Genomic DNA, 22,738 nt, shown 5'->3' on the forward strand with positions numbered 1-22,738 from the left:
TGCGCCGAAACCGGTGAGGAAAAACACAAAAAACCCGTAAGCGCTGAATTATTTAGTGTCCCGTTGTATCTCATCCCTTAGAGCATTCATCGACAGGGATACGGACATGAAACCTCGCAAGAAAAGCCTCCAGCCAATCGGCCTGAAGGACATCACCATTGTCGACGACGCCAAGATGCGCAAGGCAATCACCGCGGCAGCCCTGGGCAATGCCATGGAGTGGTTCGACTTCGGCGTCTACGGCTTCGTCGCCTACGCCCTGGGCAAGGTTTTCTTCCCCAATGCCGACCCGAGCGTGCAGATGATCGCGGCGTTGGCCACGTTCTCGGTGCCGTTTCTGATCAGGCCTCTGGGCGGGCTGTTCTTCGGTGCCTTGGGTGACCGCTTCGGGCGGCAGAAAATCCTCGCTGCGACCATCGTGATCATGTCGCTCAGCACCTTCGCCATCGGCCTGATACCGTCCTATGCCAGCATCGGTATCTGGGCGCCGATCCTGCTGCTGCTGGCCAAGATGGCCCAGGGCTTCTCGGTGGGGGGCGAGTACACCGGCGCGTCGATCTTCGTCGCCGAATATGCCCCTGACCGAAAACGGGGGTTTCTCGGCAGTTGGCTGGACTTCGGCTCGATTGCCGGGTTCGTGTTGGGTGCCGGTGTGGTGGTGTTGATCTCTACGGTGCTGGGTGAGGACAAGTTCCTCGAGTGGGGTTGGCGCCTGCCGTTCTTCCTCGCCTTGCCGCTGGGCATCATCGGCCTGTACCTGCGCCATGCGCTGGAGGAGACGCCAGCCTTCCAGCAGCACGTCGACAAGCTGGAGAAAGGCGACCGCGAAGGCCTGGCGACCGGGCCCAAGGTGTCGTTCAGGGAAGTGGCCACCCAGCACTGGCGCAGCCTGGTGACCTGCATTGGCGTGGTGATCGCCACCAACGTCACTTACTACATGCTGCTCACGTACATGCCCAGCTACCTGTCGCACAACCTGCACTACAGCGAAGACCATGGCGTGCTGATCATCATCGCGATCATGGTCGGCATGCTGTTCGTGCAGCCGATGATCGGGCTGCTCAGCGACAAGTTCGGCCGTCGACCGTTCATCATCGTCGGCAGTATCGGCCTGTTGGTGCTGGCCATCCCGGCATTCATGCTGATCAACAGCGGCGTGCTGGGGGTGATTTTTGCCGGGTTGCTGATCATTGCCGTGCTGCTGAACTTCTTCATCGGCGTGATGGCCTCGACGCTACCGGCAATGTTCCCCACGCACATCCGCTACAGCGCCCTCGCCAGCGCCTTCAATATCTCGGTGCTGATCGCCGGCCTCACCCCGACCATCGCCGCCTGGCTGGTGGAAAGTACTGGCAACCTGTACATGCCGGCCTATTACCTGATGGTGATCGCCGCGGTGGGGCTGGTCACCGGCCTGACCATGAAGGAAACCGCCAACAAACCGCTGCGCGGCGCGGCACCGGCAGCATCGGATATCGAGGAAGCGCGTGAGCTGCTGCAGGAACACCACGACAACATCGAGCAAAGGATCGAGGACATCGATGCGCAGATTGCCGAACTGGAGGCCAAGCGCAAGTTGCTGGTGCAGCAGCACCCGCGCATCGAGTGATCAGTGTGGCATGTAGCCACGCTGCCATGTCCGTGGAATGAACCGCGACACCAGGGCCAGTACGCAGGCCAGCGCACAGCTGCCGGCCAGCGCTTGCAGGCCCAGGTGGTGCTCCAGCCAGGCACCCAGCGCGGCGCCCAGCAGCATGCCGGCCCAAGGCACGAGTTGCACCCGCCAGCCGTTGCGCCGCTCGCCCAGCAGCCAGCGTCCCAGCCCACGACCGAAGCGTGACAGGGCGCCGGTGACGTAGGTCAGGCCGATGGGCAGGCCGTTCACCTGTTCGACCACGGCATTGATCATGCCCATGGCCAGTGTGGCAGCGAGCAGCGCTGGAAAGGTGGCTGCCAAGGGCCATGCGGCTGCAAAGCCCAGCAGGGCGGCGACTACCAGCAGCACCGGCCACGCCCGACGGCGGAAAGCGCGCGCCAGCAGCACGCCCAGGGCGTTGCCGACGACGAAGCCCAGCACTGCAGCACTCAGGCGCAGCACCAGGGCCAGGTCTGCATCGCTGATGGCGACGGCCAGGCGCGTGGTGTTGCCACTCATGAACGACACGAAGTCGCCCAGCGCCAGCAGGCCGATGGCATCGGTCATGCCGGCAAGTACGGACAGGCCGGCGACCAGGCCGAGGCCCACGCGGCCACGCAGCATCTGCAGGCGCAGCCGCTTGGCTGTGCGCGCGGGAAGGGTGTTGGGCAGCATCCTCGGGAACTCAGCGAGGCATTTCGCGGGCCAGGGTGCTCTTGATGGTGCGCTCCACTACATCGACCAGCACCATTGTCTGGTGGTCCACTTCGATGTTGAGCAGCTCGCCGGCCTTGTAGCTGGGGAAGGTGGTCTGGCGCAGGGTTTCCGGGATCAGGTTGATGGTGATCACGTTGTCCTCGACATCGGCTACGGTCAGGCTGCAGCCGTTGACCCCGATGAAGCCGCGCGGGAACACATACTTGCCCCATTCCGGTGGCATGCGGAACTTGATGAAGGCGCCGGTTTCCTTGATCGACAGCTCGACGATTTCGGCGGTGGTGGCGATGTGGCCGGCCATCAGGTGGCCGCCGACTTCGGCGTTCATCTTCGCCGAGCGTTCGATGTTGACGCCCTGGCCGGCCTTGAAGTTGCGCAGGTTGGTGCGCTCGAGGGTGGCGGTCATGGCGTCGAACCTGACCTGGGTGCCGTGGATTTCGGTGACCGACAGGCAGGTGCCTTCGACACTGACGCTGGCGCCGATCTTCAGCTCGTCGAGCAGTTCGGGGGTGAGGTCGATGGTGAACTGGTTGTGGCCCGGGTAGGTGGTCACATCAAGCAGAGGGCGGACGGCCTGGACGATGCCGGTGTACATGGAGTTGCTCCTGGGCACGGAAAAGAAAACTTCCGAACGCTATGCCCGTGGAGCGGTAAAAGCAAGCCGGCCATTTGTCTGGACACTTGAAACCCACAGGTATGGCGCACTCTGTCAGCTGGAGGTGACCCTGTGGGAGCGGGTTCACCCGCGAAGCAGGCGACGCGGTGGATGGCACCGGCTAGGCCGGTGTTCGCGGGCGCGCCCGCTCCCACAGGTACGGCGCACTCCTTCAGCTGGTGGGGGCCCTGTGGGAGCGGGTTTACCCGCGAAGCAGGCGACGCGGTGGATGGCACCGGCTGCGCCGGTGTTCGCGGGTGAACCCGCTCCCACAGGTATGGTGCATTCCTTCGGCTGACGGGGACCCTGTAGGAGCGGGCATGCCCGCGAAGCAGGCGACGCAGTGGATGGCACCGGCTGCGCCGGTGTTCGCGGGTGAACCCGCTCCCACAGGTATGGTGCATTCCTTCGGCTGACGGGGACCCTGTGGGAGCGGGCATGCCCGCGAAGCAAGCGACGCGGTGGATGGCACCGGCTAGGCCGGTGTTCGCGGGCGCGCCCGCTCCCACAGGTACGGCGCACTCCTTCAGCTGGTGGGGGCCCTGTGGGAGCGGGTTTACCCGCGAAGCAGGCGACGCGGTGGATGGCACCGGCTGCGCCGGTGTTCGCGGGTGAACCCGCTCCCACAGGTATCGCGTGGCTGCCGTTCAGAGCGTCACCGGCGAAGGCAACAGGGGCAAATACAATTCAGACATGGCCGCTGCTGTTGACGATCCGCAGGCACAGCGCCTCATACGGGTCCAGGTTCACCATCAGGCGCCCATCCTCGGTCAAATCCCCTTCGACCGTTTCATTGATCATGTCCACCACCGGCCCCGGCGTGAACCCGGTCAGTTGCAGCTCCTCGGCAATCACTTCCTGGCCAAAGTTCAGCGCAGTGATCTGGATGCCACGCCCGGCCGGCAGTTCATGCACCATTACCAGCAAGCCGGGGCTGCTGACTTCAGGCACCAGCACCTGGCGGCTGGTGGCGATGCCGTAGGCCTGGCGCACCGCCAGCAGTTTCTTCACCTTGCAGGCAAACGAATCGCCGTTTTCCAGCTGGCTGTCCAGGCTGCCATACAGCGCCCGGGCACGGGGCATGCCACGCACCGACGTCTGGGCCTGCGGCTCCAGCCCGGCCAGGTCGTAGCCGCCGCGGTGAATCCAGCGGGTATCGCCATCCAGCATCCGCTGCGCGACCGCTTCGGCGGGCAAGGGCAGGGCGCCCACCAGGTCCCAGCCGGACAGCGCCACCACCCCCGGCTGCATGGCGTTGTACATGACCAGCAGCAGGTGCACCTTCTGGATCAGCTCGATTTCTGCAACCCCGATCTGCCCGAGGTCGCGGATGCCCAGTGCGGCAGCGATCAGGCTGGCCGTGGTGCAGGCTATGCCGTTGGTGACGAAGCGCAGGTTGTACGGCGCATGCTCGCCCGACAGCCGTTCGTAGATCTCTTCGCGGATGTGCTCGCGCAGGATGCCGCCGGGCAAGGTCTGGCCTTTGTACAGGTACATGTCGTGGGCATGCAGGGTCCAGAAATGCACCAGCTCCACGGTCAGCTCGTCATGGTTCTGCAAGGCATGGATCAGCGACGCCGGGTCGATGCCGAAGGCATGCATCTCCTTGAGCATCAGGCGCAGGAACTCGGTGTCGCCGGTCAGCAGCGCATGCTGGTAGGCCGGCCGGGTAATGAAATCGTAGGACAGGTCGGCACCGCCCCTGGACATCTGCGCGATGTCGTCGAGGGTGAGGTTCAGTTCCTGGAAGCTGAAACCGCCGGCCTTGCGGATCATGCCACCGATCAGCTGGTTGCCGACGATCGACAGCGGGTGGCTTTCCGACCAGGCAGTGCCGCTGGCGCGGGTCTCCACGCCGAGAAAGCCGTTGGCATCCAGGCGCAGGCCGCGTGCACCCAGGCAGTCCAGGGCGTGCAGGGCATCGCCAATGATCATCTGCTGGGCGGCAAAGGTCGGGTCCAGCCAGTTCAGCGACGGCTGGCCTTCCTTGAAGTAGTGCAGGTACACCCAGCGCCGGGTCTTGCCATCCACACCGGTCACCGGCGGCGTGGCGCTCCAGTCGGTTTCCTTAACACCTGGTTCGAAGAAGATCACCCGTTGCAGCTGGCCGACGATGTAATGGCGGGCCTTGAGCTCGTCGCACTGGGCCGGCAGCAGGTTGACCGCGTCGCGCCCGGCAGGCACTTCGGGCAGCAGCGGCCAGTCTTCCTCGCGGATTTCGACCATGTGGTACAGCCCCGGATAGGGACCGTGGGCCAGCTCGGCCAGGCGAAAGTCGGCACCCTTGCCCGTGTGCGAGGGGATCAGGTCGTCGATGGTCACGGCGTTGTGCGCGGCGGCCATGCGGCTCATCTGGATCAGCTCCTGCTCGCTGCCGTACAGCGGGTCGATGTCGAAACTGATGCGGTCGAAGTTGCCGTCCACGCTGGGGGTGAGCTCACGGCCACGAATGCCGCCGGACAGCTTGATCGGGCCGGTGTGCAGGCCCTGGATGCCGATCTCCGACAAGCGCTTCCACAGCGCTTCGTGGGCCAGGGCACCGAGCACCGAACAGCCTTCGGGGGCGATGATGGCGTCGGGGTAGACGGTCAGCCAGACCGAAGCGATTTCAGTGGCGCGGCGGGGCTGGGCTTCGGCGTAGGGCTGCTGCCACAGGCGCGACTGGCCCGAGTACAGGTGGGAGCGTTGCTGGGAGGCCCTGAGCATGGCGCGGTCTTCGAGCCATTTGACGTATGACGGGTCGGGTTGGGTCATTTCGCGTCCTCTTTGCGTGTCGGCAGCGGCTCAGGTTATGACGGCTGTGGCGGCTGATCGTTCGGCTTGAGTATGGTTTGGCTGCTTCGCGGGCGCGCCCGCTCCCACCGGATCTCCACACATTTTGAGATCAGTGCAATACCTGTGGGAGCGGGCATGCCCGCGAAGAAATCCCGACTGATCAAGGTTTGCGAATACGCAACTACCGTGTGGGCTTGCTGATCTGTTTGCCAGCCTGGGAGGCGACTTCCAGGGCTTGGCCATCCCGTTGCTTGCCTTGCCGAGCCAGGCCTTCGAGCTGCGGAATCAGCATGCCCTCCGGCAAATGACGCCAGAACCGCCCGGGCATGTGCAGGCGCAAGGCGTCGGGGTTGAGGCGGGCAGGGTTGAAGGTATGGCGATAGTAGGTGCGCCACAATTCGGCGCCAGGGTCTTCGGCGTTGCGGGCCCACTGGCGCCAGGGCTCGGGGCACTGGCGCTGGTAGTCGAATGCCTGGCCGTCGAAGCGTATGCCGTCGTGCGCCGTGGCAATCATCCAGCGCAAACGCCCCAGGCGGTCGGCGAAATGCGCACTGGCGCTTTCCAGAATGTCATGCGCCGGCTCGTGATAGGCCACCAGGTCGAGTTGCAGCTGTTCAGCCAATACTTCGGGTAGTGGCACGAAGCGCACAAACGCATGCAGGTGGTGCGCTTCGCGATTGACCTGCTTGATCCGTCTTTGCAGCTCGCTGCCCAGTCGGTCACCCGCCAGCATTGCAGTGCGGTCGCCATGGGCCACCCGCCAAAGTACCTCGTAAAGCAGGTTCCAGCGGTGCTCGCCACGGTAGCGGGCGGCCTGTTCCAGCTGGCTCAGCAGCGCCGCTGGCACCTTGGCGCGAAAAGGACCGCAGCCTTCCGGCAGCGCTGTCGGTACGGCCAGCAAATCAGCCACCGGCCCTTGCGCCCAAGTCACCTCCGACGGGTCGATGCCATGCCCCAACAACACCCGGGCCTGGTCACGCCAGGTGGCGAACAGGCCGTCGCAGTCGAGCGCGATCATCCCCACAAGCCCATCTGCACCGGCGCCTGCGGCTCACGCAAGCGCGCCCTCAGCAGGCCGCTGCGCAGCTCGGCCTGGGCCGGGCGGTAGTCGCTGGTGACAATGAACGGCCGCGCCTTGTCCAGCACGCAGCGCAGCTGGATCAGGTCATCGTAGCGAATGCGCCGTTCGCGTCGCAGGGCTACCAGGCGCTGCACGCTGCGCAGGCCGATGCCGGGGATGCGCGCCAGTAGCGCCGGCTCGGCACGGTTCACGTCCAGCGGGAACACTTCGCGGTTGGCCAGCGCCCAGGCCAGCTTGGGGTCGATGTCCAGTGCCAGGTTGCCGCTCTGGCCCAGCAGCTCGCCGGCCTTGTAGCCATAGCCACGTAGCAGGAAGTCAGCCTGGTACAGGCGGTGCTCGCGCAGCAGCGGTGGTGCGGCCAGGGGGACGCTGCCGGGGCTGTCAGGGATGGGGCTGAAGGCGGAGTAGTACACGCGCTTGAGGCCATAGCCTTGGTACAGCGATTCGGCATTGCGCAGCAATGTGCTGTCATCGGTGCTGTCGGCCCCTACGATCACCTGGGTGCTTTGCCCGGCCGGGGTAAAGCGCGGCGCCTTGGGTTCGTGGGCCACGGCTTGCTGGCCTTGGTGAATCACGCCCATGGCCTGGCGAATGGTGTGCGCCTGTTTTTCCGGTGCCAGGCGTTTCAGGCTGGCGTCGGTCGGCAGCTCGATGTTGACGCTGAGCCGGTCTGCCAGGCGCCCGGCCTCTTCGATCAGCAACGGGTCGGCATCGGGGATGGTCTTGAGGTGGATGTAGCCACGGAAGTCGTGCTCTTCGCGCAACAGCTTCGCCACGCGGATCAACTGCTCCATGGTGTAGTCAGCAGACCGGATGATGCCGGAGCTGAGGAACAGGCCGCTGATGCAGTTGCGCCGGTAGAAGTCCAGGGTCAGCCGGACCACTTCCTCGGGGCTGAAGCGCGCGCGTGGCACGTTGCTGGAGCGGCGGTTGACGCAGTACTGGCAGTCGTAGAGGCAAAAGTTGGTCAGTAGCACCTTGAGCAGCGAGACGCAGCGCCCGTCGGGAGTGTAGCTGTGGCAGATGCCCATGCCATTGGTAGCACCCAGGCCATCAGCCCCGCGCGAGTTGCGCTTGGGTGCGCCACTGCTGGCGCAGGATGCGTCGTACTTGGCAGCATCGGCAAGGATGCCGAGTTTGGCGATGAGTTGCATGGGGCTGACCTGTGATACTGAATATTCATACAGTATTTTGAGATGTGACGGATTGCAAGCGATTGTGCGCCGGCCATGCCCGACTATCTTGGCGGGCAGGAACCTGGACTGCCCCCGAAAAAGTGGCGCGATCCCCTGTGGGAGCGGCCTTGTGTCGCGAAAGGGCTGCAAAGCAGCCCCCGCAATTTCAACTATTGCGCATCAATTCTGGGACCGCGTTGCGGCCCTTTCGCGACACAAGGCCGCTCCCACAGGGTTAGCGCGTAGCTTGAGCTCGGCGCCAAACCTTTGGGAGCAATCGTGCCTGCGAAGTCCTGCAGAAACGCTGGCAGGCACTAAGGCGAGCCCGCCCAGGCGAAGTGATACACGTGGCTGGGGGCCGTGGCCTGGCACTGGCCGTTATCGGCATCGGCACCAACCACATACCATTCTGCGCGCGAGGTCTCGCCCAGCCTGCGTGCCTTGTCGGCACTGAAGCAGCGGCCCAGCTCCGAAGCCGGTACCAGGGCGAAGGCCGTGGGGTTGTGACGCAGCCAGTAAGCGGCCGTGTCCGCCCTGGACTGGCCGGTGAAACCGAAGTGCACGATGGGTTGCCGGGCAAACAGCCAATGCCCCTCGCGCCAGTTGACCAGCACCAACTCGGCGCCGCCGGTGGCCCGTGCGGCTTCACTCATCAATGTTTCATGCGGGTTGCGGCCTTCCTTCAGCGGCTCGACGAAGCCGCGTGCGAACCACAGCGCGAACCATGCCAGGACCACGGCAGTGAACGCCTTGCGCCAGGCTGGCCGGCGCTGCAGCCAGCGCTTGAGCAGCCACGGCAGCAGCGGCGCGATGGCCAGCACCAGGCCCGGCAGCGCCGGGAAGATATACAGCTTGCGCTTGCCGCTGCTGAGGCTGAAAAACAACAGCACCAGCACCACCCAGCCGAGCAGCAGCAGAAAGCGCCCGTCGCGTTTTTGCAGCTGCCGGCGCCAGGCCGGTACCAGCCAGGGCAGGGCCAGCACCAGTGGCAGCCAGTATTTGGGGATGACTTTGACGAAGAAGTACCAGAACGGTTCGCGATGGTCCCAGGCATTGGCATAGCGGCTGGCGGTCTGGCGCAGCAGGATTTCCTTCAAATAGGCCAGCTCCGCCGCGCCACCGCCATGGGCGATCGATACCAGCAGTGGCAGCAGCCACACCGCGCAACCGGCCAGCAGCCACGCCAGCCCCAGGCTCCAGCGCCAACCCTGGCCGGGCATGGCCACCACCCCGTGCCAGCGGTGGCGCACCGCCCAGGCATAGGGCAGCAATAGCAGCGCCGGGACAAAGCCCACGCCCTTGCTGATAATGCCCAGGCCCATCGCCGCGCAGGCCAGGTAGAACCAGCCCCAGGCCGGCCCGAGCAGCAAGTGGCGCAGCATGCCGTAGAAACCCAGTGCCACCCACAGGCACAGGAAGCTGTCGATCTGCCCGGTGCGCAGGATGCTGTAGCTCTGGTAGGTGGCCAGGAACAACAAGGCGGCGATCACGCCGATGCGTCGGTTCCACAGGCGCCGCCCCAGGTCATGCAGCACCCAGGTAATGGTCGCCGCCGACAGCAGCCCTGGCAGGTACAGGGCAACCTTGGGCGAGCCGGTGAGGTGGCTGAACAGGGCCACGGTCCACATGAACAGCGGCGGCTTGTCGCCGTAGATTTCCGCCGCCCGGTGCGGGATGAACCAGTTGCCGCTCTGCAGCATTTCCAGGGCGACGCCGAGAAAGCGTTCTTCATCCACGTTCATCGGCTGGCGCCAGCCGATACCCGCACCCACCAGCACCACCGCGAGGGCAATCAGGGCCAGGCGTTCGGCCCCGAGCGTGTTGAACCTAGGCAAGGGCTATTCCTTCTGTTCCTGGTGGCGGGCGATCAGCTGCAGGTTGCGCAGGTAGACCAGGAAGCCGAAGCTCTGGCCGATGATGAACACCGGGTCCTGGCGATAGATGGCGTAGGTCAGCAGCAGCGCGCTGCCGAGCATGCTCAGGTACCAGAAGCCCACCGGGATCACGCTGCGGCGCTTGAACTCGCTGTACAGCCACTGCAACACGAAGCGCCCGGTAAATACGGCCTGGCCGGCGAAACCGATGACCAGCCACAGGGTTTCACGGGTCATCCTTCGAACTCCTGGGGGCGCGTGTCCAGGCGGGTGCGACGGATCAGCCACCAGACCCCGAACAGGTCGAGGATGCCGACCAGGGCGCGGTCCAGGTTGCCGTACTTGGACACCCCGGCCTGACGTGGCCGGTGGTTGACCGGGTGAACCAGCATGCGGCCGTTGTGGCGCAGGATCAGCGCCGGGATGAAGCGGTGCATGTGGTCGAAGTAGGGCAGGCGCAGGAAGGCCGCGCGCTCGATCAGTTTCAGCCCGCAGCCGGTGTCTGGCGTGGCGTCCTTGAGCAAGCGGCTGCGCAGGCCGTTGGCAAGCCGCGAGGCCCAGCGTTTGCTGGCGCTGTCGCGGCGGTTGACCCGGTGCCCGGCCACCAGCTTGACGCCGCCGGCCAGGTCCTGGTTGGCGCGCACCAGGGCCAGCATGCCGGGGATGTCCGCCGGGTCGTTCTGGCCGTCACCGTCCAGGGTCGCCAGCCAGCGCCCGCGCGCAGCCTGGGCTGCATGCCACAGCGAGGTGCTCTGGCCCAGCGAGCGCTCGTGACGGAGGATGCGCAGTTGCGTGTATCCCTGGCTTTTCAGTTGCAGCAGTACGCTCAGGGTGCGGTCGCTGCTGCCGTCATCGACCACCAGTACTTCATGGTCTTCAGCCGCCAGCGCGATGCGTATTTCCATCAAGAGTGACGGCAGGTTGTCGACCTCGTTCCTGGCGGGAATGAGCACCGAGAGGTCAAGTGGATCTGTCATGAGGCTACCTGTGATCTTGTTGTGATTGCGCGGCTCAGACCCGGTAGAAATCCCGGTACCAGCCAACGAAGGCGTTGACGCCGTGTTCCAGCGATGTGCCGGGGGTGTAGTCGATCCAGCGTGCCAACGAGCCGACGTCGGCCCAGGTTTCCAGCACATCACCTGCTTGCAGCGGCAGGTAGTCGCGTCGGGCCTTGATGCCCAACGCATGCTCCAGGCATTCGACGAAGTGCAGCAGCCGTACCGGCTGGCCTCGGCCGATGTTGAACAGCTGGCAGGGCGGCTGCCCCTCGGCCGGCAGTGGCGGCTTCAGGCGCAGGCGCACAATGCTCTCGACGATGTCGTCGATGTAGGTGAAGTCGCGCCCCATCAGGCCGTTGTTGTAGACCTCGATCGGCCGGCCCTCGAGCATGGCGCGGGTGAACTTGAACGGCGCCATGTCGGGGCGGCCCCAGGGGCCGTATACGGTAAAGAAGCGCAGGCCGGTGGTCGGCAGCTGGTACAGGTGCGCGTAGCTGTGCGCCATCAGTTCATTGGCGCGCTTGCTGGCGGCATACAGCGACAGCGGTTGCTCGACCGGGTCGTCGACGCTGAACGGCAGCTTGGCGTTGGCGCCGTACACCGAACTGCTGGAGGCGTAGATCAGGTGGCGGGGTGGCTGCTGGCGGCAGGCCTCGAGGATGTTGAGAAAGCCGACCAGGTTGGCCTGGCCATAGGCGCCGGGGTTGTCCAGCGAATAGCGCACCCCGGCCTGGGCTGCCAGGTGGATCACCTCACTGAACGCCTGGCCGGCGAACAGCTGTTGCAGTTCGCTCGGGTGGGCGATGTCGAGGGTGTGGAAGCGGAAATTGGCAAAGCCGAACAGCTGCTGCAGGCGCGCCAGCTTCAGCTGGACGCTGTAGTAGGCATTGAGGTTGTCGATGCCGACCACCTCGATGCCTGCTTCGCACAGGCGCCGCGCAACGTGGTAGCCGATGAAGCCGGCCACGCCGGTAATCAGTACGGGCATGCTGGCTGCACCTGGCCACGGCCGATGCCGTAGTAAGTCAGGCCGGCGGCGGCCATGTGTTCGGGTTCGAACAGGTTGCGCCCGTCGAACACCACCCGGTCGGCCAGCTGTTGCGGCACCTTGTCCAGGTTGAGCACGCGGTAATCCTGCCATTCGGTGACGATCACCAGGGCATCGGCGCCGCGCAGTGCATCGTCCTTGCATGGCACCAGTTGCAGGTCGGCGCGCGGGCCATAGTGCCGCTGGATTTCTTCCATGGCCTGCGGGTCATGGGCCTGCACCCGCGCGCCGGCGGCCCACAGCGCTTCCAGCAGGACCCGGCTGGAGGCCTCGCGGATATCATTGGTATTGGGCTTGAACGACAGCCCCCACAAGGCGAAGACCTTGCCCCGCAGGCCGCGTGGGTAGTGGCGCTGGATCTTGCTGAACAGCCGGCCCTTTTGCTGCTCGTTGACCGACTCCACCGCACGCAGCAGCTGCGGCTCGAAGCCTTCGGCCTCGGCGCTGCGGCGCAGGGCTTGCAGGTCCTTGGGGAAGCACGAGCCGCCAAAACCGCAGCCGGCATAGATGAAGTCGTAGCCGATGCGCGGGTCCGAGCCGATACCACGGCGCACCATTTCGATATCGGCGCCCAGGTGCTCGGCCAGGTTGGCGATTTCGTTGATGAACGAGATCTTGGTCGCCAGCATGCAGTTGGCCGCGTACTTGGTCAGCTCGGCGCTGCGCGCATCCATGACCATGAGTTTTTCGCGGTTGCGGCTGAACGGCAGGTACAGCTCGCGCAGCAGCTCTACCTCGGCAGGCTCCGCGCCACCGATGATGATGCGCTCCGGGCGCATGCAGTCATCGACTGCCGAGCCTTCCTTGAGGAACTCGGGGTTGCTGACGACGTGGAAGCGGCTGGTATCGGCCACGGCCTGGGCGATGCGCGCCTTGATGCGGTGCACCGTGCCGACCGGCGCGGTGGATTTGTTGACGATCAGCTTGGGGCCGTCGGCATGTTCGAGGATGCTGTCGACCACGGCGAACACGTGCTTGAGGTCGGCGCTGCCATCGGCCTGTGCCGGGGTGCCGACGGCAATGAACTGCAACCTGGCGTAGTTGGCCGCTTCGCTGGCGTCGGTGGTGAAGCGCAGGCGGCCGCAGGCCAGGTTCTTCTCCAGCATCGGCGCAAGGCCGGGCTCGAAGATCGGGCAATGGCCTGCATTGAGGCTGGCGACCCGCTCGGCGTCGACATCCATGCATAACACCGAGTGCCCCACCTGGGCCAGGCACACTGCCTGGGTGAGGCCGACATAGCCGGTACCGAAAACCGTGACCTTCATTTGACAGCTCCTTGGCGAGAAAGCTGAAAAAAAATGTCACAACGTTGTTTAGATATTGTTACTTGCGCAGGCCGCTGCTTCCTGGGCGACGTTCCACAGCTGCTGGCGGAACCAGCGCCGCAAGGGGTCGGCGTGGGTGCGTTCATGCCATATCTGCATCACCTCGATTGCGGGCAATGGCAGCGGCAGCGGGTACATGCGCAGGTCGTCATCACGCTCGGTGGCTTCGATGGCCAGCGAGCTCAGGCAGGTGAGCAGCAGGTCGGTGCCGCGCAGCAGGCGCGTGGGGGCCACGAAGCTCGACAGGCCAGCCACGACCCGTCGTTGCATGCCCTGGCTGCGCAAGGCGCGGTCGACCAGGCCATCGAGGTCGCCGGTTAGGGTGGTGAGCAGGTGGTCGCTGGCGAGGAAGCTATCGAGGTCCAGGCCTTGGTCCGCTGCTGGATGACTGCGCGAGGCCAGCACAACGAAGTGTTCGGTGAGCAGGCGCTGTTGGTGGAAGGTTTCCGGCAGGTCGGTGTAGAACCCGGCAACGGCCAGGTCACAGGTGCCTTTCTCCAGTTCTTCGCGAGGCAGCTGGCCACGGGTGTTGTAGGTGACCAGCGTCAGGTTCGGCGCCTGGCTGCGCAGGATCGGCAGCAGCCTGGGCAACAGCGTCTGTTCTACATAATCGGTGCTGTACAGGTGCAGGCGGGCAGGGCGGGCAAGAAAGTCCTGCCCTTCGCAGCGTTCATAGAAGCCTTCCAGGCCCACTACCAGGCGTTCTACCTCGGGCGCCAGTTCGTGGGCGCGTGGCGTCGGGGTCAGGCCCCTGGGCGCGCGGACGAACAGCGGGTCGCCAAACTGATGGCGCAGCTTGTTGAGCTTGTGGCTGAGCGCGGGCTGGCTCAGCGCCATGCGCTGGGCGGCGAGGGTGGCGTTGCGTTCCTGATACAGCACATGGAACAGGTACAGCAGGTTGAGGTCCTTGCTGGAGATATTCATTTTCTGGATCGCAGACATGAGAGCTTTCGAATTATCGAATCATAGCCTTGCCATTAGCATGAACGCATCCCGCCGACATGAGCGGACGGCTCTCTTTGCCTGATCAGGAGATTGTTGCATGACCAAGATGTCCCGGCTTGCCCTGGCTGTTGCCAGCACCCTGCTTGCCGTCGGCGCCCACGCTGCGCCCAAGGGAGAGGTGCTGGTGCTGTTGTCCAGCGAGAACCAGCTGCCCCTGCAGGACGGCAAGCGCTACGCCACTGGCTACTACCTCAACGAGTTCGGCGTGCCTGCCGACCAATTGCTCAAGGCTGGCTACAAGCTGGTGCTGGTAACCCCCGAAGGTAATGCCCCGAGCGTCGACCAGCGTTCGATTGACCCGCGCTACTTTGCCGGTGATGCGGTGGAGATGCGCCGGATCGAGAAAGTCGTGCAAGGCCTGCCGGGCATTGACGATACCCTGTCGGTGAAAGAGGTCCTGGCAGGTGACTTGGGCCGCTATGCCGGGCTGTTCATCCCCGGCGGCCATGCGCCCTTGATCGACCTGGCCAACAACCCGGACGTGGGCGCCTTGCTGCGGCATTTCCACCAGGCCGGCAAGCCCACAGCCGCCATCTGCCACGGCCCCATCGCCTTGCTCTCGGCCCAGCAAGACCCGGCGAGCTACCAGTCGGCGCTGGCGCGTGGTGAAAAGCCGGCAGCCAATGACTGGCTGTACAAGGGTTACAAGATGACCATCTTCTCCGACCCGGAGGAGCAGGTGTTCGAGGGTTCGCTCAAGGACCAGCGGCTGTTGTTCTACCCGGCCAACGCCATGGCAATGGCAGGGGGCGACATGGGCTACGCCAAGGCCTGGCAACCCAATGTGGTGGTGGACCGCGAACTGATCACCGGGCAGAACCCGTTCTCGGACAAGGTGCTGGCCAAGGTACTGCTGGAAAAGTTGGCCGGGCAGGCAAAGGCCGCGGATAAGGGCATCTAGACTTACAAGTGGCCTGCATCGGGCAACGCTCGGCAGGCCCATACCATTCAACCGACCACCGCCTCCCCGGAGCGGATGTCCCTCGCTGGCGATGGCCTTCTTTGCAGAGGAGGGCAGGTCATGGACGAGGCAAGGCTTCACGACTTCATGGGCAAGCTGGTGGGCGACATGGGCGCGGCGGCGACCTTGGCCAACGTCATTCTCGGTGACGAGCTGGGGTTGTACCGGGCCATGGCCGACAGCCAGCCGACCACCCCCGAGGCGCTGGCGGAAAAGACCGGCTGCCACCCGCGGCTGGTGCGCGAATGGCTCAGCGCCCAGGCCGCCTCGGGCTACATGGTGCATGACAAGGGCCGTTTCGTGTTGCCTGAAGAGCAGGCCATGGCCCTGGCACTGGAGGATTCCCCGGCCTATATGGCCGGTGGTGCGGCGGTGGTGGCCGCGCTGTTCCACGACAAGGACAAGCTGGTCGCGGCCATGCGCGGCGATGGCGGGCTGGCCTGGGGCGACCATCACCCCTGCATGTTCAGCGGCACCGAACGGTTCTTCCGGCCGGGTTACCGCACCTTCCTGGTGGCCGAATGGCTGCCGGCGCTGGAGGGCGTGGTGGCCAAGCTGCAGGCGGGCGCCAAGGTGGCGGATGTGGGCTGTGGGCATGGCGCTTCCACGCTGGTCATGGCCCAGGCGTTCCCGGCATCCACCTTCGTCGGCTACGACTACCACGGGCCTTCCATCGCCACCGCCAACGAGCGTGCGCGCGAGGCGGGGTTGGCGGGGCGGGTGAGCTTCCAGCAGGCCAGCGCCAAGGACTACCCGGGGCATGACCATGACCTGGTGTGCTTCTTCGATTGCCTGCACGACATGGGCGACCCGGTGGGGGCTGCGAAGCATGCCTACCGTGCGTTGAAGGCCGACGGCACGGTGATGCTGGTGGAGCCTTATGCCGAGGATTCGCTGGAGGGCAACCTGACACCGGTCGGGCGCTTGTTCTATGCGGCGTCGACGTTTATCTGCACGCCGAACTCGTTGTCGCAGGAGGTGGGGTTGGGGCTGGGTGCGCAAGCGGGGGAAGCGCGGTTGCGGGCGGTGTTCGAGGAGGCGGGTTTCGGCCGGTTCCGGCGGGCGACGCAGACGCCGTTCAACCTGATCCTGGAGGCTCGGAAGTAGAGGTCAGCCTGTGCCGGCCTCTTCGCGGGTGAACCCGCTCCCACAGACCTGTGAAATACCTGTGGGAGCGGGCGTGCCCGCGAAGAGGCCGGGCCTGCAAAAGCAGAGGGGGCGCCTCGATGGCGCCCCCTCTGTCTTGCTGCTTAGGCTTCAGCGTCCCAGGGACGATCGCCTTTTTCATCCTTGACGCGGGTCGGCAGGCCCATCACGTCCAGCGCCTTGAGGAACGGCTCGGCTGGCAGCTCCTCGACGTTGACCATGCGCTTGGCATCCCACTCGCCACGGGCGACCAGCAGGGCGGCAGCCACTGGCGGTACACCGGCGGTGTAGGAAATGCCCTGGCTATCGGTCTCGGCGTAGGCTTCTTCGTGGTCGGCCACGTTGTAGATGAACACTTCGCGCGGCTGGCCATCCTTGGTGCCCTTGACCAGGTCACCGATGCAGGTCTTGCCGGTGTAGCCCGGGGCCAGCGAGGCTGGGTCCGGCAGCACGGCCTTGACCACTTTCAGTGGTACCACTTCCAGGCCTTCGGCGGTTTTCACCGGTTGCTCGGAGAGCAGGCCCAGGTTCTTCAGCACGGTGAACACGTTGATGTAGTGCTCGCCGAAGCTCATCCAGAAACGCACGTTCGGCACGTTGAGGTTCTTCGAAATCGAGTGAACTTCATCGTGGCCGGTCAGGTACAGGTTCTGCGAACCTACCACCGGCAGGTCGTCGGTACGCTTGACCTCGAACATGGTGTTGCTGGTCCACTGGCTGTTCTGCCAGCTCCACACTTGCCCGGTGAACTCGCGGAAGTTGATTTCCGGGTCGAAGTTGGTGGCGAAGTACTTGCCATGCGAACCGGCATTGACGTCGAGGATGTCGATCGAGTCAATGCTGTCGAAATACTGTTGCTGCGCCAGCTTGGCGTAGCTGTTCACCACACCCGGGTCGAAACCGACGCCGAGAATGGCGGTAATGTTCTTTGCCTGGCACTCTTCGAGGTGTTTCCACTCGTAGTTGCCGTACCACGGCGGGGTCTCGCAGATCTTGCCCGGCTCTTCGTGGATGGCGGTGTCCAGATAGGCGACACCGGTATCGATGCAGGCACGCAGCACCGACATGTTGAGGAAGGCGGAACCAACGTTGATCACGATCTGCGATTCGGTCTCGCGGATCAGCGCCTTGGTTGCCTCGACATCAAGGGCATTGAGCGAGAAGGCCTGGATGTCGGCGGGTACCTTGAGGCTACCCTTGGCCTTGACGCTGTCGATGATGGCCTGGCATTTGGAGATGTTCCGTGACGCGATGGCGATACGACCCAGTTCGTCGTTATGCTGCGCGCACTTGTGGGCCACCACCTTGGCGACACCTCCTGCACCAATGATAAGAACGTTCTTCTTCAATTTATCCCTTGCTCCTTACTGAAAGCCGGTCTTACGACAGGCTGGAAACGTAGTCTTCGAAACCGAACTCGCGCACCACTTCGACGCTGCCGTCGAGTTGCTTGACCACGATGGATGGCATTTTCAGACCGTTGAACCAGTTTTTCTTGACCATGGTGTAACCCGCCGCGTCGACGAACGACAGGCGATCACCGATGGCCAGCGGACGATCGAATTGGTATTCGCCGAAGATGTCACCGGCCAGGCACGACTTGCCGCAGACCATGTAGGTGTGCGCGCCGTCGTTGGGGGCCATCTTGGCGTTGAGGCGGTAGATCAGCAGGTCGAGCATGTGCGCTTCGATCGAGCTGTCGACCACGGCCAGGTGCTTGCCGTTGTACAGGGTGTCGAGCACGGTCACTTCCAGCGAGGCGCTGTTGGTGATGGCCGCTTCGCCCGGCTCCAGGTACACCTGCACGCCGTACTTTTCCGAGAAGGCTTTCAGGCGCGCGCAGAAGGCGTCCAGCGCGTAGTCTTCACCGGTGAAGTGGATGCCGCCACCGAGGCTTACCCACTCGACTTTGTGCAGCAGGTGACCGAAGCGCTCTTCGATGTGCGTGAGCATCTTGTCGAACAGGCCGAAGTCGCCGTTCTCGCAGTTGTTGTGGAACATGAAGCCGGAGATCTGCTCGATCACCTGTTCGACCTTGGCCGGGTCCCATTCGCCCAGGCGGCTGAACGGGCGGGCAGGGTCTGCCAGCAGGTAGTCGGAGCTGCTGACCTGCGGGTTGACGCGCAGGCCACGGACCTTGCCTTCGGACTGTTCGGCGAAGCGCTGCAACTGGCCGATCGAGTTGAAGATGATCTTGTCGCAGTTCTCGAGCATTTCCTCGACCTCGTCGTCGGCCCAGGCCACGCTGTAGGCGTGGGTTTCGCCGGCGAACTTCTGGCGGCCGAGCTTGAGCTCGTACAGCGACGAAGAGGTGGTGCCGTCCATGTACTGTTGCATCAGGTCGAAGACCGACCAGGTGGCAAAGCACTTGAGGGCGAGCAGCGCCTTGGCACCGGAGTGTTCGCGCACGTAGGCGATCTTCTCCATGTTGCCCAGCAGCTTGGTTTTATCGATGAGGTAGTACGGCGTCTTGATCATTTAAAGGCCCCCGGCCAGGCCGGCCAAAAAAAGGACACGCATTGTGCCTTCACTTGCCGCAGACCGAAAGGGTGGGTTACGCATTTCGTCGTGGTTGACGCTGTTGCGAGAGGTTTTTCCGGTTGCGGCGGGCTCAGTAGAACAGCGGCATGTGACTATCGTAATCAGCAACCGGGTGCCGCAAGGAGAATCCGATGAGCAACGTTCTGTGCTGGATGGCACGGGCTACGCCCGTGTTCGCGGGTGAACCCGCTCCCACAGGGATTGCGCTTGCTTCAAACCTTGCACAGTCCTGTTGCTACTTCAATCCTGTGCAGTCCAATCTGTGGGAGCGGGTTTACCCGCGAAGAGGCCGGTACAGGCAACCTCAATCAACCTGCTGCAACCACGCCTGGATCTGCTCCAGCGTGGCAGTTGCCCCGCCACAAACCACCACCAGCACATTCTGGTACTGCGCCAGGGCGCCCGGTGCATAGGCCAACGCCAAAGCCGCCCCACAGGCAGGCTCCACCAGCACGCGATGGTCCAGCAGGAACCGTTCGCAGGCTTCCAGCGCCGCGCGGTCAGTGACCAGGTGGCTGTGCACCGGATGCTCCTTCACGCACACCAGCGCCTGGTCAGCCACACGCTTGGCCCCCAGCGAGGTCGCCACCGAGGCAATACGTTCCAGCTCCACCGAATGCCCCGCCTGCATGGCCGCATGCAGCGATGCCGCGCCCTCGGTTTCCACCGCCAGCACCGGCACATCGCCCCAGCCGTTGTGCTGTAGCCCCTCGACCACACCACTGAGCAAACCACCGCCGCCTACCGACAACACCACGGCATCTGGTTTCACGCCGGCCTCGGCGACTTCATCCACCAGGCTGGCATGCCCGGCCCACAGCAGCGGGTCGTCGAATGGGTGAATGAAGGCGTCATCCGGGCTGACCAAGGTCTGCGCCAGGGCGTTGGCCTCTTGCCAGGAGCTGCCATGCACCTCCAACTTGGCGCCCTCCAGGCGCAGCAGGTCCTTGGCTCGCTCGGTGGTGGTCTCGGGCACTACCACGGTCACCGGCACGCCCAGCTTGCGCCCGGCATAGGCCACTGCCAGGCCGGCGTTGCCGCCCGAGGAAGACACGAAATGCCGCGCGCCACGGGCATGGTGCACCTCACAGGCGTGGCCCACGCCGCGCAGCTTGAACGAGCCGCAGGGCTGCAGTGCATCGAGCTTGAGCCAGACGTTGCTGCCCGCGGCCAGCGACAGCGGGCGGGATTCGATCAGGGGGGTATGAATATGCAAGGTCATTGGCTGGCACCGCGCAGTTGCTCGAGATAGTTGTAAACGGTGTAGCGGGTCACACCCAGGGCGCTGGCGGCCTTTTCCACGCCGCCCTTGACGATGAACAGGCCACGCTCCTGCATCACGCGCACGGCCTCGACCTTGGCCTGCTTGTTCATCCGCCCCTGGCCGCTGCGCTGCAGGGATGCCTGGATTATCTCGCTCATCAGCAGTTCCATGTCGGCGGGCTCACTGACGGCAGGTGTGGCCCCCAGCGGTTGGAACTGCTGAAGAAAGTTCATGGCAGCATCCAGGCCGGTGACGTCGGTGTTGACGCAAAGGCTGGCGAAGGGGTGGCCGTTGCTGTCTCGGAAGATCGCCGTGGCGCTGCGCAGCGTGCGGCCCTTCAGCGTGGTGGGGTAATCGGGCAGCACCACCGGCTCACAGCCGTGCTGATCGGCCGAGGCCTGCATCAGTGCCTTGAAACCCTGGTCCTGTTCCGGGGCGGCGAGGATCGGGCTACCGACGCTGCGGCCAGAAAGGTGGCCGTTGACGATCGCCACCACGGAGTGTTCCGGGTGGTCGAGGTCGTGCAGGAGGATTTCCATGTTGCGCGCGGCAACGCTGCCCAGGGCCTGGATGGCGGCCTTGAGGACGGTGAGGGTGAGTTGGCGTTCTTCGCTTGGGGTGATAGGCATGGCAGATCGCAAAATCAACGTTTTGTGTATTTTTACACATAAAGTTGAATTAGGCGATTTGCTTTTCCAGGCCCATTCGCGGGTAAACCCGCTCCCACAGGGACATCACGGTATTCAATACCTGTGGTGAACCTGTGGGAGCGGGTTTACCCGCGAATGGGCCGCAAAGCGGCCCCTTTAACCCTCAGCCCAGGGCCGGGGTGCGTGGTGGGATCATCCGACGCGACCCGGTCGCCTCGAAGGCCGCACCAAAGCTCAGCAGCGCATTGTCGCTGTAAGCCCGGCCAGCAAAGGTCAGCCCCACCGGCATGCCGATATCGGCCATCACGCCCATCGGCACGGTCACGGTCGGCACGCCCAGGTGACGGATCGCCAGGTTGCCGTTGGCCACCCAGATACCGTTGCTCCAGGCGATGTCCGCCGATGCCGGGTTGACGTCGGCATCGGCCGGGCCCACGTCGGCCACGGTGGGGAACAGCACCGCGTCCAGGCCCAGGTTGTCCATCCAGTCTTCCAGGTCGATCTTGCGGGTCTGCTCCAGGCCGCGCAGGCCGTCGGGCAGGGTTTCGATCTGGTCCCAGGTCTTCAGGCCACGCTTGGCCATGTTGACGTACTCGTCCATGCCAGCGGCCAGGTCGTCCTCACGGTTGGGCAGGGTGCCCGGGTCGTGGGGGAAGATCTGCGGCCCGTCGACATCGGCCAGGCGGTTGAGCCTGGGGTCACCGTTGGCGCGCAGGAAGTCGTCGAAGGCCCAGCCCGACAGCTCCCACAGCTCGTCATGCAGGAACTCTTTGCTGACGATGCCGCGGTTGTACACGGTCGGTGCGCCCGGGCGGTCGCCCTCGCAGTTGGACACCAGCGGGAAGTCCACTTCCAGCACTTCGGCACCAGCCGCCTCCAGTGCCTGGCGGGCCTGCTGCCACAGGTCGATCACCGTGGCGCGGGTGTTGATGCGCTGGCCAGTCGGGCCGCCGATGCCAGGCTTCTCGGAAGTACCGGCCTCGGCATCGGCATTGATGTACATGCGTGGCACGCCAAAGCGCTTGCCTTTGAGCGCGCTGGCATCCACGGCCAGGTCCAGGTACGAAGCCGGGCGCACCGTCGAAGCCGCCGGGATTGGCACCCAAGGTTGCAGGCGCCACAGGTCGCCGCGCTTGTCAGCGTCGTCGGCTACGACCACGTCGAGGATTTCCAGCAGGTCGGCCATGGTGCGGGCATACGGCACCACCACGTCCATGGTCGGTGTCAGCGGCCAGTTGCCACGCACCGAAATCACCCCGCGCGACGGGGTATAGGCGCACAGGCCGTTGTTGGACGCCGGGCCACGGCCGCTGGACCAGGTTTCTTCGGCCAGGCCGAAGGCACTGAAGCTGGCGGCGGTGGCGGTGCCGGCACCGTTGGACGAGCCCGAGGCGAACGGTGCGGTCAGGTAGTTGGCGTTGTACGGGCTTTCGGCGCGGCCATACACGCCGCGTTGCATGCCACCGTTGGCCATGGGCGGCATGTTGGTCTTGCCCAGGCACACGGCGCCGGCGGCGCGCAGGCGTTCGATGGTGAAGGCGTCGCGCTGGGCCACCAGGTCCTTGAAGGCCGGGCTGCCGGAGGCAGCGGTCAGGCCTTTGACCAGGTAGCTGTCCTTGGCGGTGTAGGGGATGCCGTCCAACGGGCTCAGGACCTGGCCTTTGGCGCGACGGGCGTCGGAGGCTTCGGCCTCTTTCAGCGCCTCGGGGTTGCGCACCACCACGGCGTTCAGGGCAGTGGCGGTGTCGGCGCCATCGTAGGCATCGATGCGCGCCAGGTAGGCCTGGACCAGCTCGACCGCCGTCGTGCGGCCCGATTCGAGCGCGTCGCGCAGCTCGGCAATGGAAACCTCGGTTACCTCGATCATGCGTTCACCAAAAAAATGTG

General features: G+C 64.6%; 19 protein-coding genes. 3 read left to right on the forward strand and 16 right to left on the reverse strand.

Annotation, left to right across the window (positions count from 1 at the left end; genetic code table 11):
- The first annotated feature begins 106 nt into the window (after window positions 1-106).
- Window positions 107-1,609: a glycine betaine/L-proline transporter ProP gene (gene proP / locus ABX298_RS22880; RefSeq protein WP_075045102.1), complete on the forward strand. Its 1,503-nt coding sequence runs from the start codon at window positions 107-109 to the stop codon at window positions 1,607-1,609.
- Here the strand turns inward: proP and ABX298_RS22885 are convergent, their stop codons facing one another.
- From ABX298_RS22885 to ABX298_RS22935, 11 genes are all read right to left on the reverse strand, one after another.
- Window positions 1,610-2,311 (reverse strand): YoaK family protein, encoded by a 702-nt coding sequence (locus ABX298_RS22885; protein WP_367393688.1) that lies wholly within the window; start codon window positions 2,309-2,311, stop codon window positions 1,610-1,612.
- Window positions 2,312-2,321: 10 nt separating this feature from the next.
- On the reverse strand, window positions 2,322-2,948 hold the full coding sequence (locus ABX298_RS22890) for a riboflavin synthase subunit alpha (protein WP_075045104.1): 627 nt from the start codon (window positions 2,946-2,948) through the stop codon (window positions 2,322-2,324).
- Between the two features lie 747 nt (window positions 2,949-3,695).
- Complete coding sequence (gene treS / locus ABX298_RS22895) at window positions 3,696-5,762, reverse strand: maltose alpha-D-glucosyltransferase (RefSeq protein WP_367393689.1); 2,067 nt, start codon at window positions 5,760-5,762, stop codon at window positions 3,696-3,698.
- 202 nt (window positions 5,763-5,964) lie between these two features.
- Window positions 5,965-6,807: a TIGR03915 family putative DNA repair protein gene (locus ABX298_RS22900; protein ID WP_367393690.1), complete on the reverse strand. Its 843-nt coding sequence runs from the start codon at window positions 6,805-6,807 to the stop codon at window positions 5,965-5,967.
- Window positions 6,798-8,018: a putative DNA modification/repair radical SAM protein gene (locus tag ABX298_RS22905; protein WP_075045108.1), complete on the reverse strand. Its 1,221-nt coding sequence runs from the start codon at window positions 8,016-8,018 to the stop codon at window positions 6,798-6,800. Before ABX298_RS22905 ends, ABX298_RS22900 begins: the two co-directional genes overlap by 10 nt.
- A 335-nt stretch (window positions 8,019-8,353) precedes the next feature.
- The gene (locus ABX298_RS22910; RefSeq protein WP_367393691.1) at window positions 8,354-9,874 is read right to left on the reverse strand and encodes an ArnT family glycosyltransferase; all 1,521 of its coding nucleotides are present in this window, start codon (window positions 9,872-9,874) and stop codon (window positions 8,354-8,356) included.
- Between the two features lie 3 nt (window positions 9,875-9,877).
- A complete protein-coding gene (locus tag ABX298_RS22915; RefSeq protein WP_025338958.1) occupies window positions 9,878-10,150 on the reverse strand; it encodes a lipid-A-disaccharide synthase N-terminal domain-containing protein in 273 nt (90 codons plus the stop codon).
- Window positions 10,147-10,890 (reverse strand): glycosyltransferase family 2 protein, encoded by a 744-nt coding sequence (locus ABX298_RS22920; RefSeq protein WP_075045110.1) that lies wholly within the window; start codon window positions 10,888-10,890, stop codon window positions 10,147-10,149. The genes ABX298_RS22915 and ABX298_RS22920 overlap by 4 nt, the downstream gene beginning before the upstream one ends.
- 34 nt (window positions 10,891-10,924) lie before the next feature.
- On the reverse strand, window positions 10,925-11,899 hold the full coding sequence (locus ABX298_RS22925) for an NAD-dependent epimerase/dehydratase family protein (RefSeq protein WP_075045111.1): 975 nt from the start codon (window positions 11,897-11,899) through the stop codon (window positions 10,925-10,927).
- Window positions 11,887-13,224, reverse strand: a complete 1,338-nt coding sequence (locus tag ABX298_RS22930) for a UDP-glucose/GDP-mannose dehydrogenase family protein (protein ID WP_075045112.1) — start codon at window positions 13,222-13,224, stop codon at window positions 11,887-11,889. Before ABX298_RS22930 ends, ABX298_RS22925 begins: the two co-directional genes overlap by 13 nt.
- A gap of 48 nt (window positions 13,225-13,272) precedes the next feature.
- Entirely contained in the window at window positions 13,273-14,208 is a 936-nt protein-coding gene (locus tag ABX298_RS22935) for a LysR family transcriptional regulator (RefSeq protein ID WP_286101878.1), read from the reverse strand.
- A 118-nt stretch (window positions 14,209-14,326) separates the two neighbouring features.
- On the opposite strand from ABX298_RS22935, the gene ABX298_RS22940 reads away from it, so the two are divergent.
- Together ABX298_RS22940 and ABX298_RS22945 are read left to right on the forward strand one after the other, a co-directional pair.
- Window positions 14,327-15,190 carry a type 1 glutamine amidotransferase domain-containing protein gene (locus ABX298_RS22940; protein ID WP_367393692.1) on the forward strand — a complete coding sequence of 288 codons (864 nt, stop codon included), beginning with the start codon at window positions 14,327-14,329 and terminating at the stop codon, window positions 15,188-15,190.
- A gap of 120 nt (window positions 15,191-15,310) precedes the next feature.
- A complete protein-coding gene (locus tag ABX298_RS22945; RefSeq protein ID WP_075045114.1) occupies window positions 15,311-16,357 on the forward strand; it encodes a class I SAM-dependent methyltransferase in 1,047 nt (348 codons plus the stop codon).
- A 143-nt stretch (window positions 16,358-16,500) separates the two neighbouring features.
- On the opposite strand, the gene ABX298_RS22950 is transcribed toward ABX298_RS22945, so the two are convergent.
- The 5 genes from ABX298_RS22950 to ABX298_RS22970 form a co-directional block, all read right to left on the reverse strand.
- Window positions 16,501-17,745: a saccharopine dehydrogenase family protein gene (locus ABX298_RS22950; protein ID WP_003248123.1), complete on the reverse strand. Its 1,245-nt coding sequence runs from the start codon at window positions 17,743-17,745 to the stop codon at window positions 16,501-16,503.
- Window positions 17,746-17,776: 31 nt separating this feature from the next.
- Complete coding sequence (gene nspC, locus ABX298_RS22955; RefSeq protein WP_013972889.1) at window positions 17,777-18,874, reverse strand: carboxynorspermidine decarboxylase; 1,098 nt, start codon at window positions 18,872-18,874, stop codon at window positions 17,777-17,779.
- A gap of 367 nt (window positions 18,875-19,241) precedes the next feature.
- A complete protein-coding gene (locus ABX298_RS22960) occupies window positions 19,242-20,159 on the reverse strand; it encodes a pyridoxal-phosphate dependent enzyme (RefSeq protein WP_317410037.1) in 918 nt (305 codons plus the stop codon).
- Window positions 20,156-20,830, reverse strand: coding sequence for a transcriptional regulator (locus ABX298_RS22965; RefSeq protein ID WP_137163803.1), 675 nt, complete (start codon window positions 20,828-20,830; stop codon window positions 20,156-20,158). Before ABX298_RS22965 ends, ABX298_RS22960 begins: the two co-directional genes overlap by 4 nt.
- Before the next feature lie 184 nt (window positions 20,831-21,014).
- Window positions 21,015-22,718, reverse strand: a complete 1,704-nt coding sequence (locus ABX298_RS22970; RefSeq protein WP_075045118.1) for an amidase — start codon at window positions 22,716-22,718, stop codon at window positions 21,015-21,017.
- Window positions 22,719-22,738: the final 20 nt, after the last annotated feature.

Origin of the sequence: Pseudomonas sp. X4 (assembly GCF_040784925.1) — a bacterium.
GTDB lineage: Bacteria > Pseudomonadota > Gammaproteobacteria > Pseudomonadales > Pseudomonadaceae > Aquipseudomonas > Aquipseudomonas putida_Z.

Coding starts and splice junctions, on each gene's coding strand:
- nspC (WP_013972889.1), bottom strand. CDS start 18,874: ATGATCAAGACGCCGTACTACCTCATCGATAAAACCAAGCTGCTGGGC.
- ABX298_RS22965 (WP_137163803.1), bottom strand. CDS start 20,830: ATGCCTATCACCCCAAGCGAAGAACGCCAACTCACCCTCACCGTCCTC.
- ABX298_RS22925 (WP_075045111.1), bottom strand. CDS start 11,899: ATGCCCGTACTGATTACCGGCGTGGCCGGCTTCATCGGCTACCACGTT.
- ABX298_RS22890 (WP_075045104.1), bottom strand. CDS start 2,948: ATGTACACCGGCATCGTCCAGGCCGTCCGCCCTCTGCTTGATGTGACC.
- ABX298_RS22940 (WP_367393692.1), top strand. CDS start 14,327: ATGACCAAGATGTCCCGGCTTGCCCTGGCTGTTGCCAGCACCCTGCTT.
- ABX298_RS22885 (WP_367393688.1), bottom strand. CDS start 2,311: ATGCTGCCCAACACCCTTCCCGCGCGCACAGCCAAGCGGCTGCGCCTG.
- ABX298_RS22970 (WP_075045118.1), bottom strand. CDS start 22,718: ATGATCGAGGTAACCGAGGTTTCCATTGCCGAGCTGCGCGACGCGCTC.
- ABX298_RS22945 (WP_075045114.1), top strand. CDS start 15,311: ATGGACGAGGCAAGGCTTCACGACTTCATGGGCAAGCTGGTGGGCGAC.
- ABX298_RS22920 (WP_075045110.1), bottom strand. CDS start 10,890: ATGACAGATCCACTTGACCTCTCGGTGCTCATTCCCGCCAGGAACGAG.
- ABX298_RS22905 (WP_075045108.1), bottom strand. CDS start 8,018: ATGCAACTCATCGCCAAACTCGGCATCCTTGCCGATGCTGCCAAGTAC.
- ABX298_RS22935 (WP_286101878.1), bottom strand. CDS start 14,208: ATGAATATCTCCAGCAAGGACCTCAACCTGCTGTACCTGTTCCATGTG.
- proP (WP_075045102.1), top strand. CDS start 107: ATGAAACCTCGCAAGAAAAGCCTCCAGCCAATCGGCCTGAAGGACATC.
- ABX298_RS22960 (WP_317410037.1), bottom strand. CDS start 20,159: ATGACCTTGCATATTCATACCCCCCTGATCGAATCCCGCCCGCTGTCG.
- ABX298_RS22930 (WP_075045112.1), bottom strand. CDS start 13,224: ATGAAGGTCACGGTTTTCGGTACCGGCTATGTCGGCCTCACCCAGGCA.
- treS (WP_367393689.1), bottom strand. CDS start 5,762: ATGACCCAACCCGACCCGTCATACGTCAAATGGCTCGAAGACCGCGCC.
- ABX298_RS22915 (WP_025338958.1), bottom strand. CDS start 10,150: ATGACCCGTGAAACCCTGTGGCTGGTCATCGGTTTCGCCGGCCAGGCC.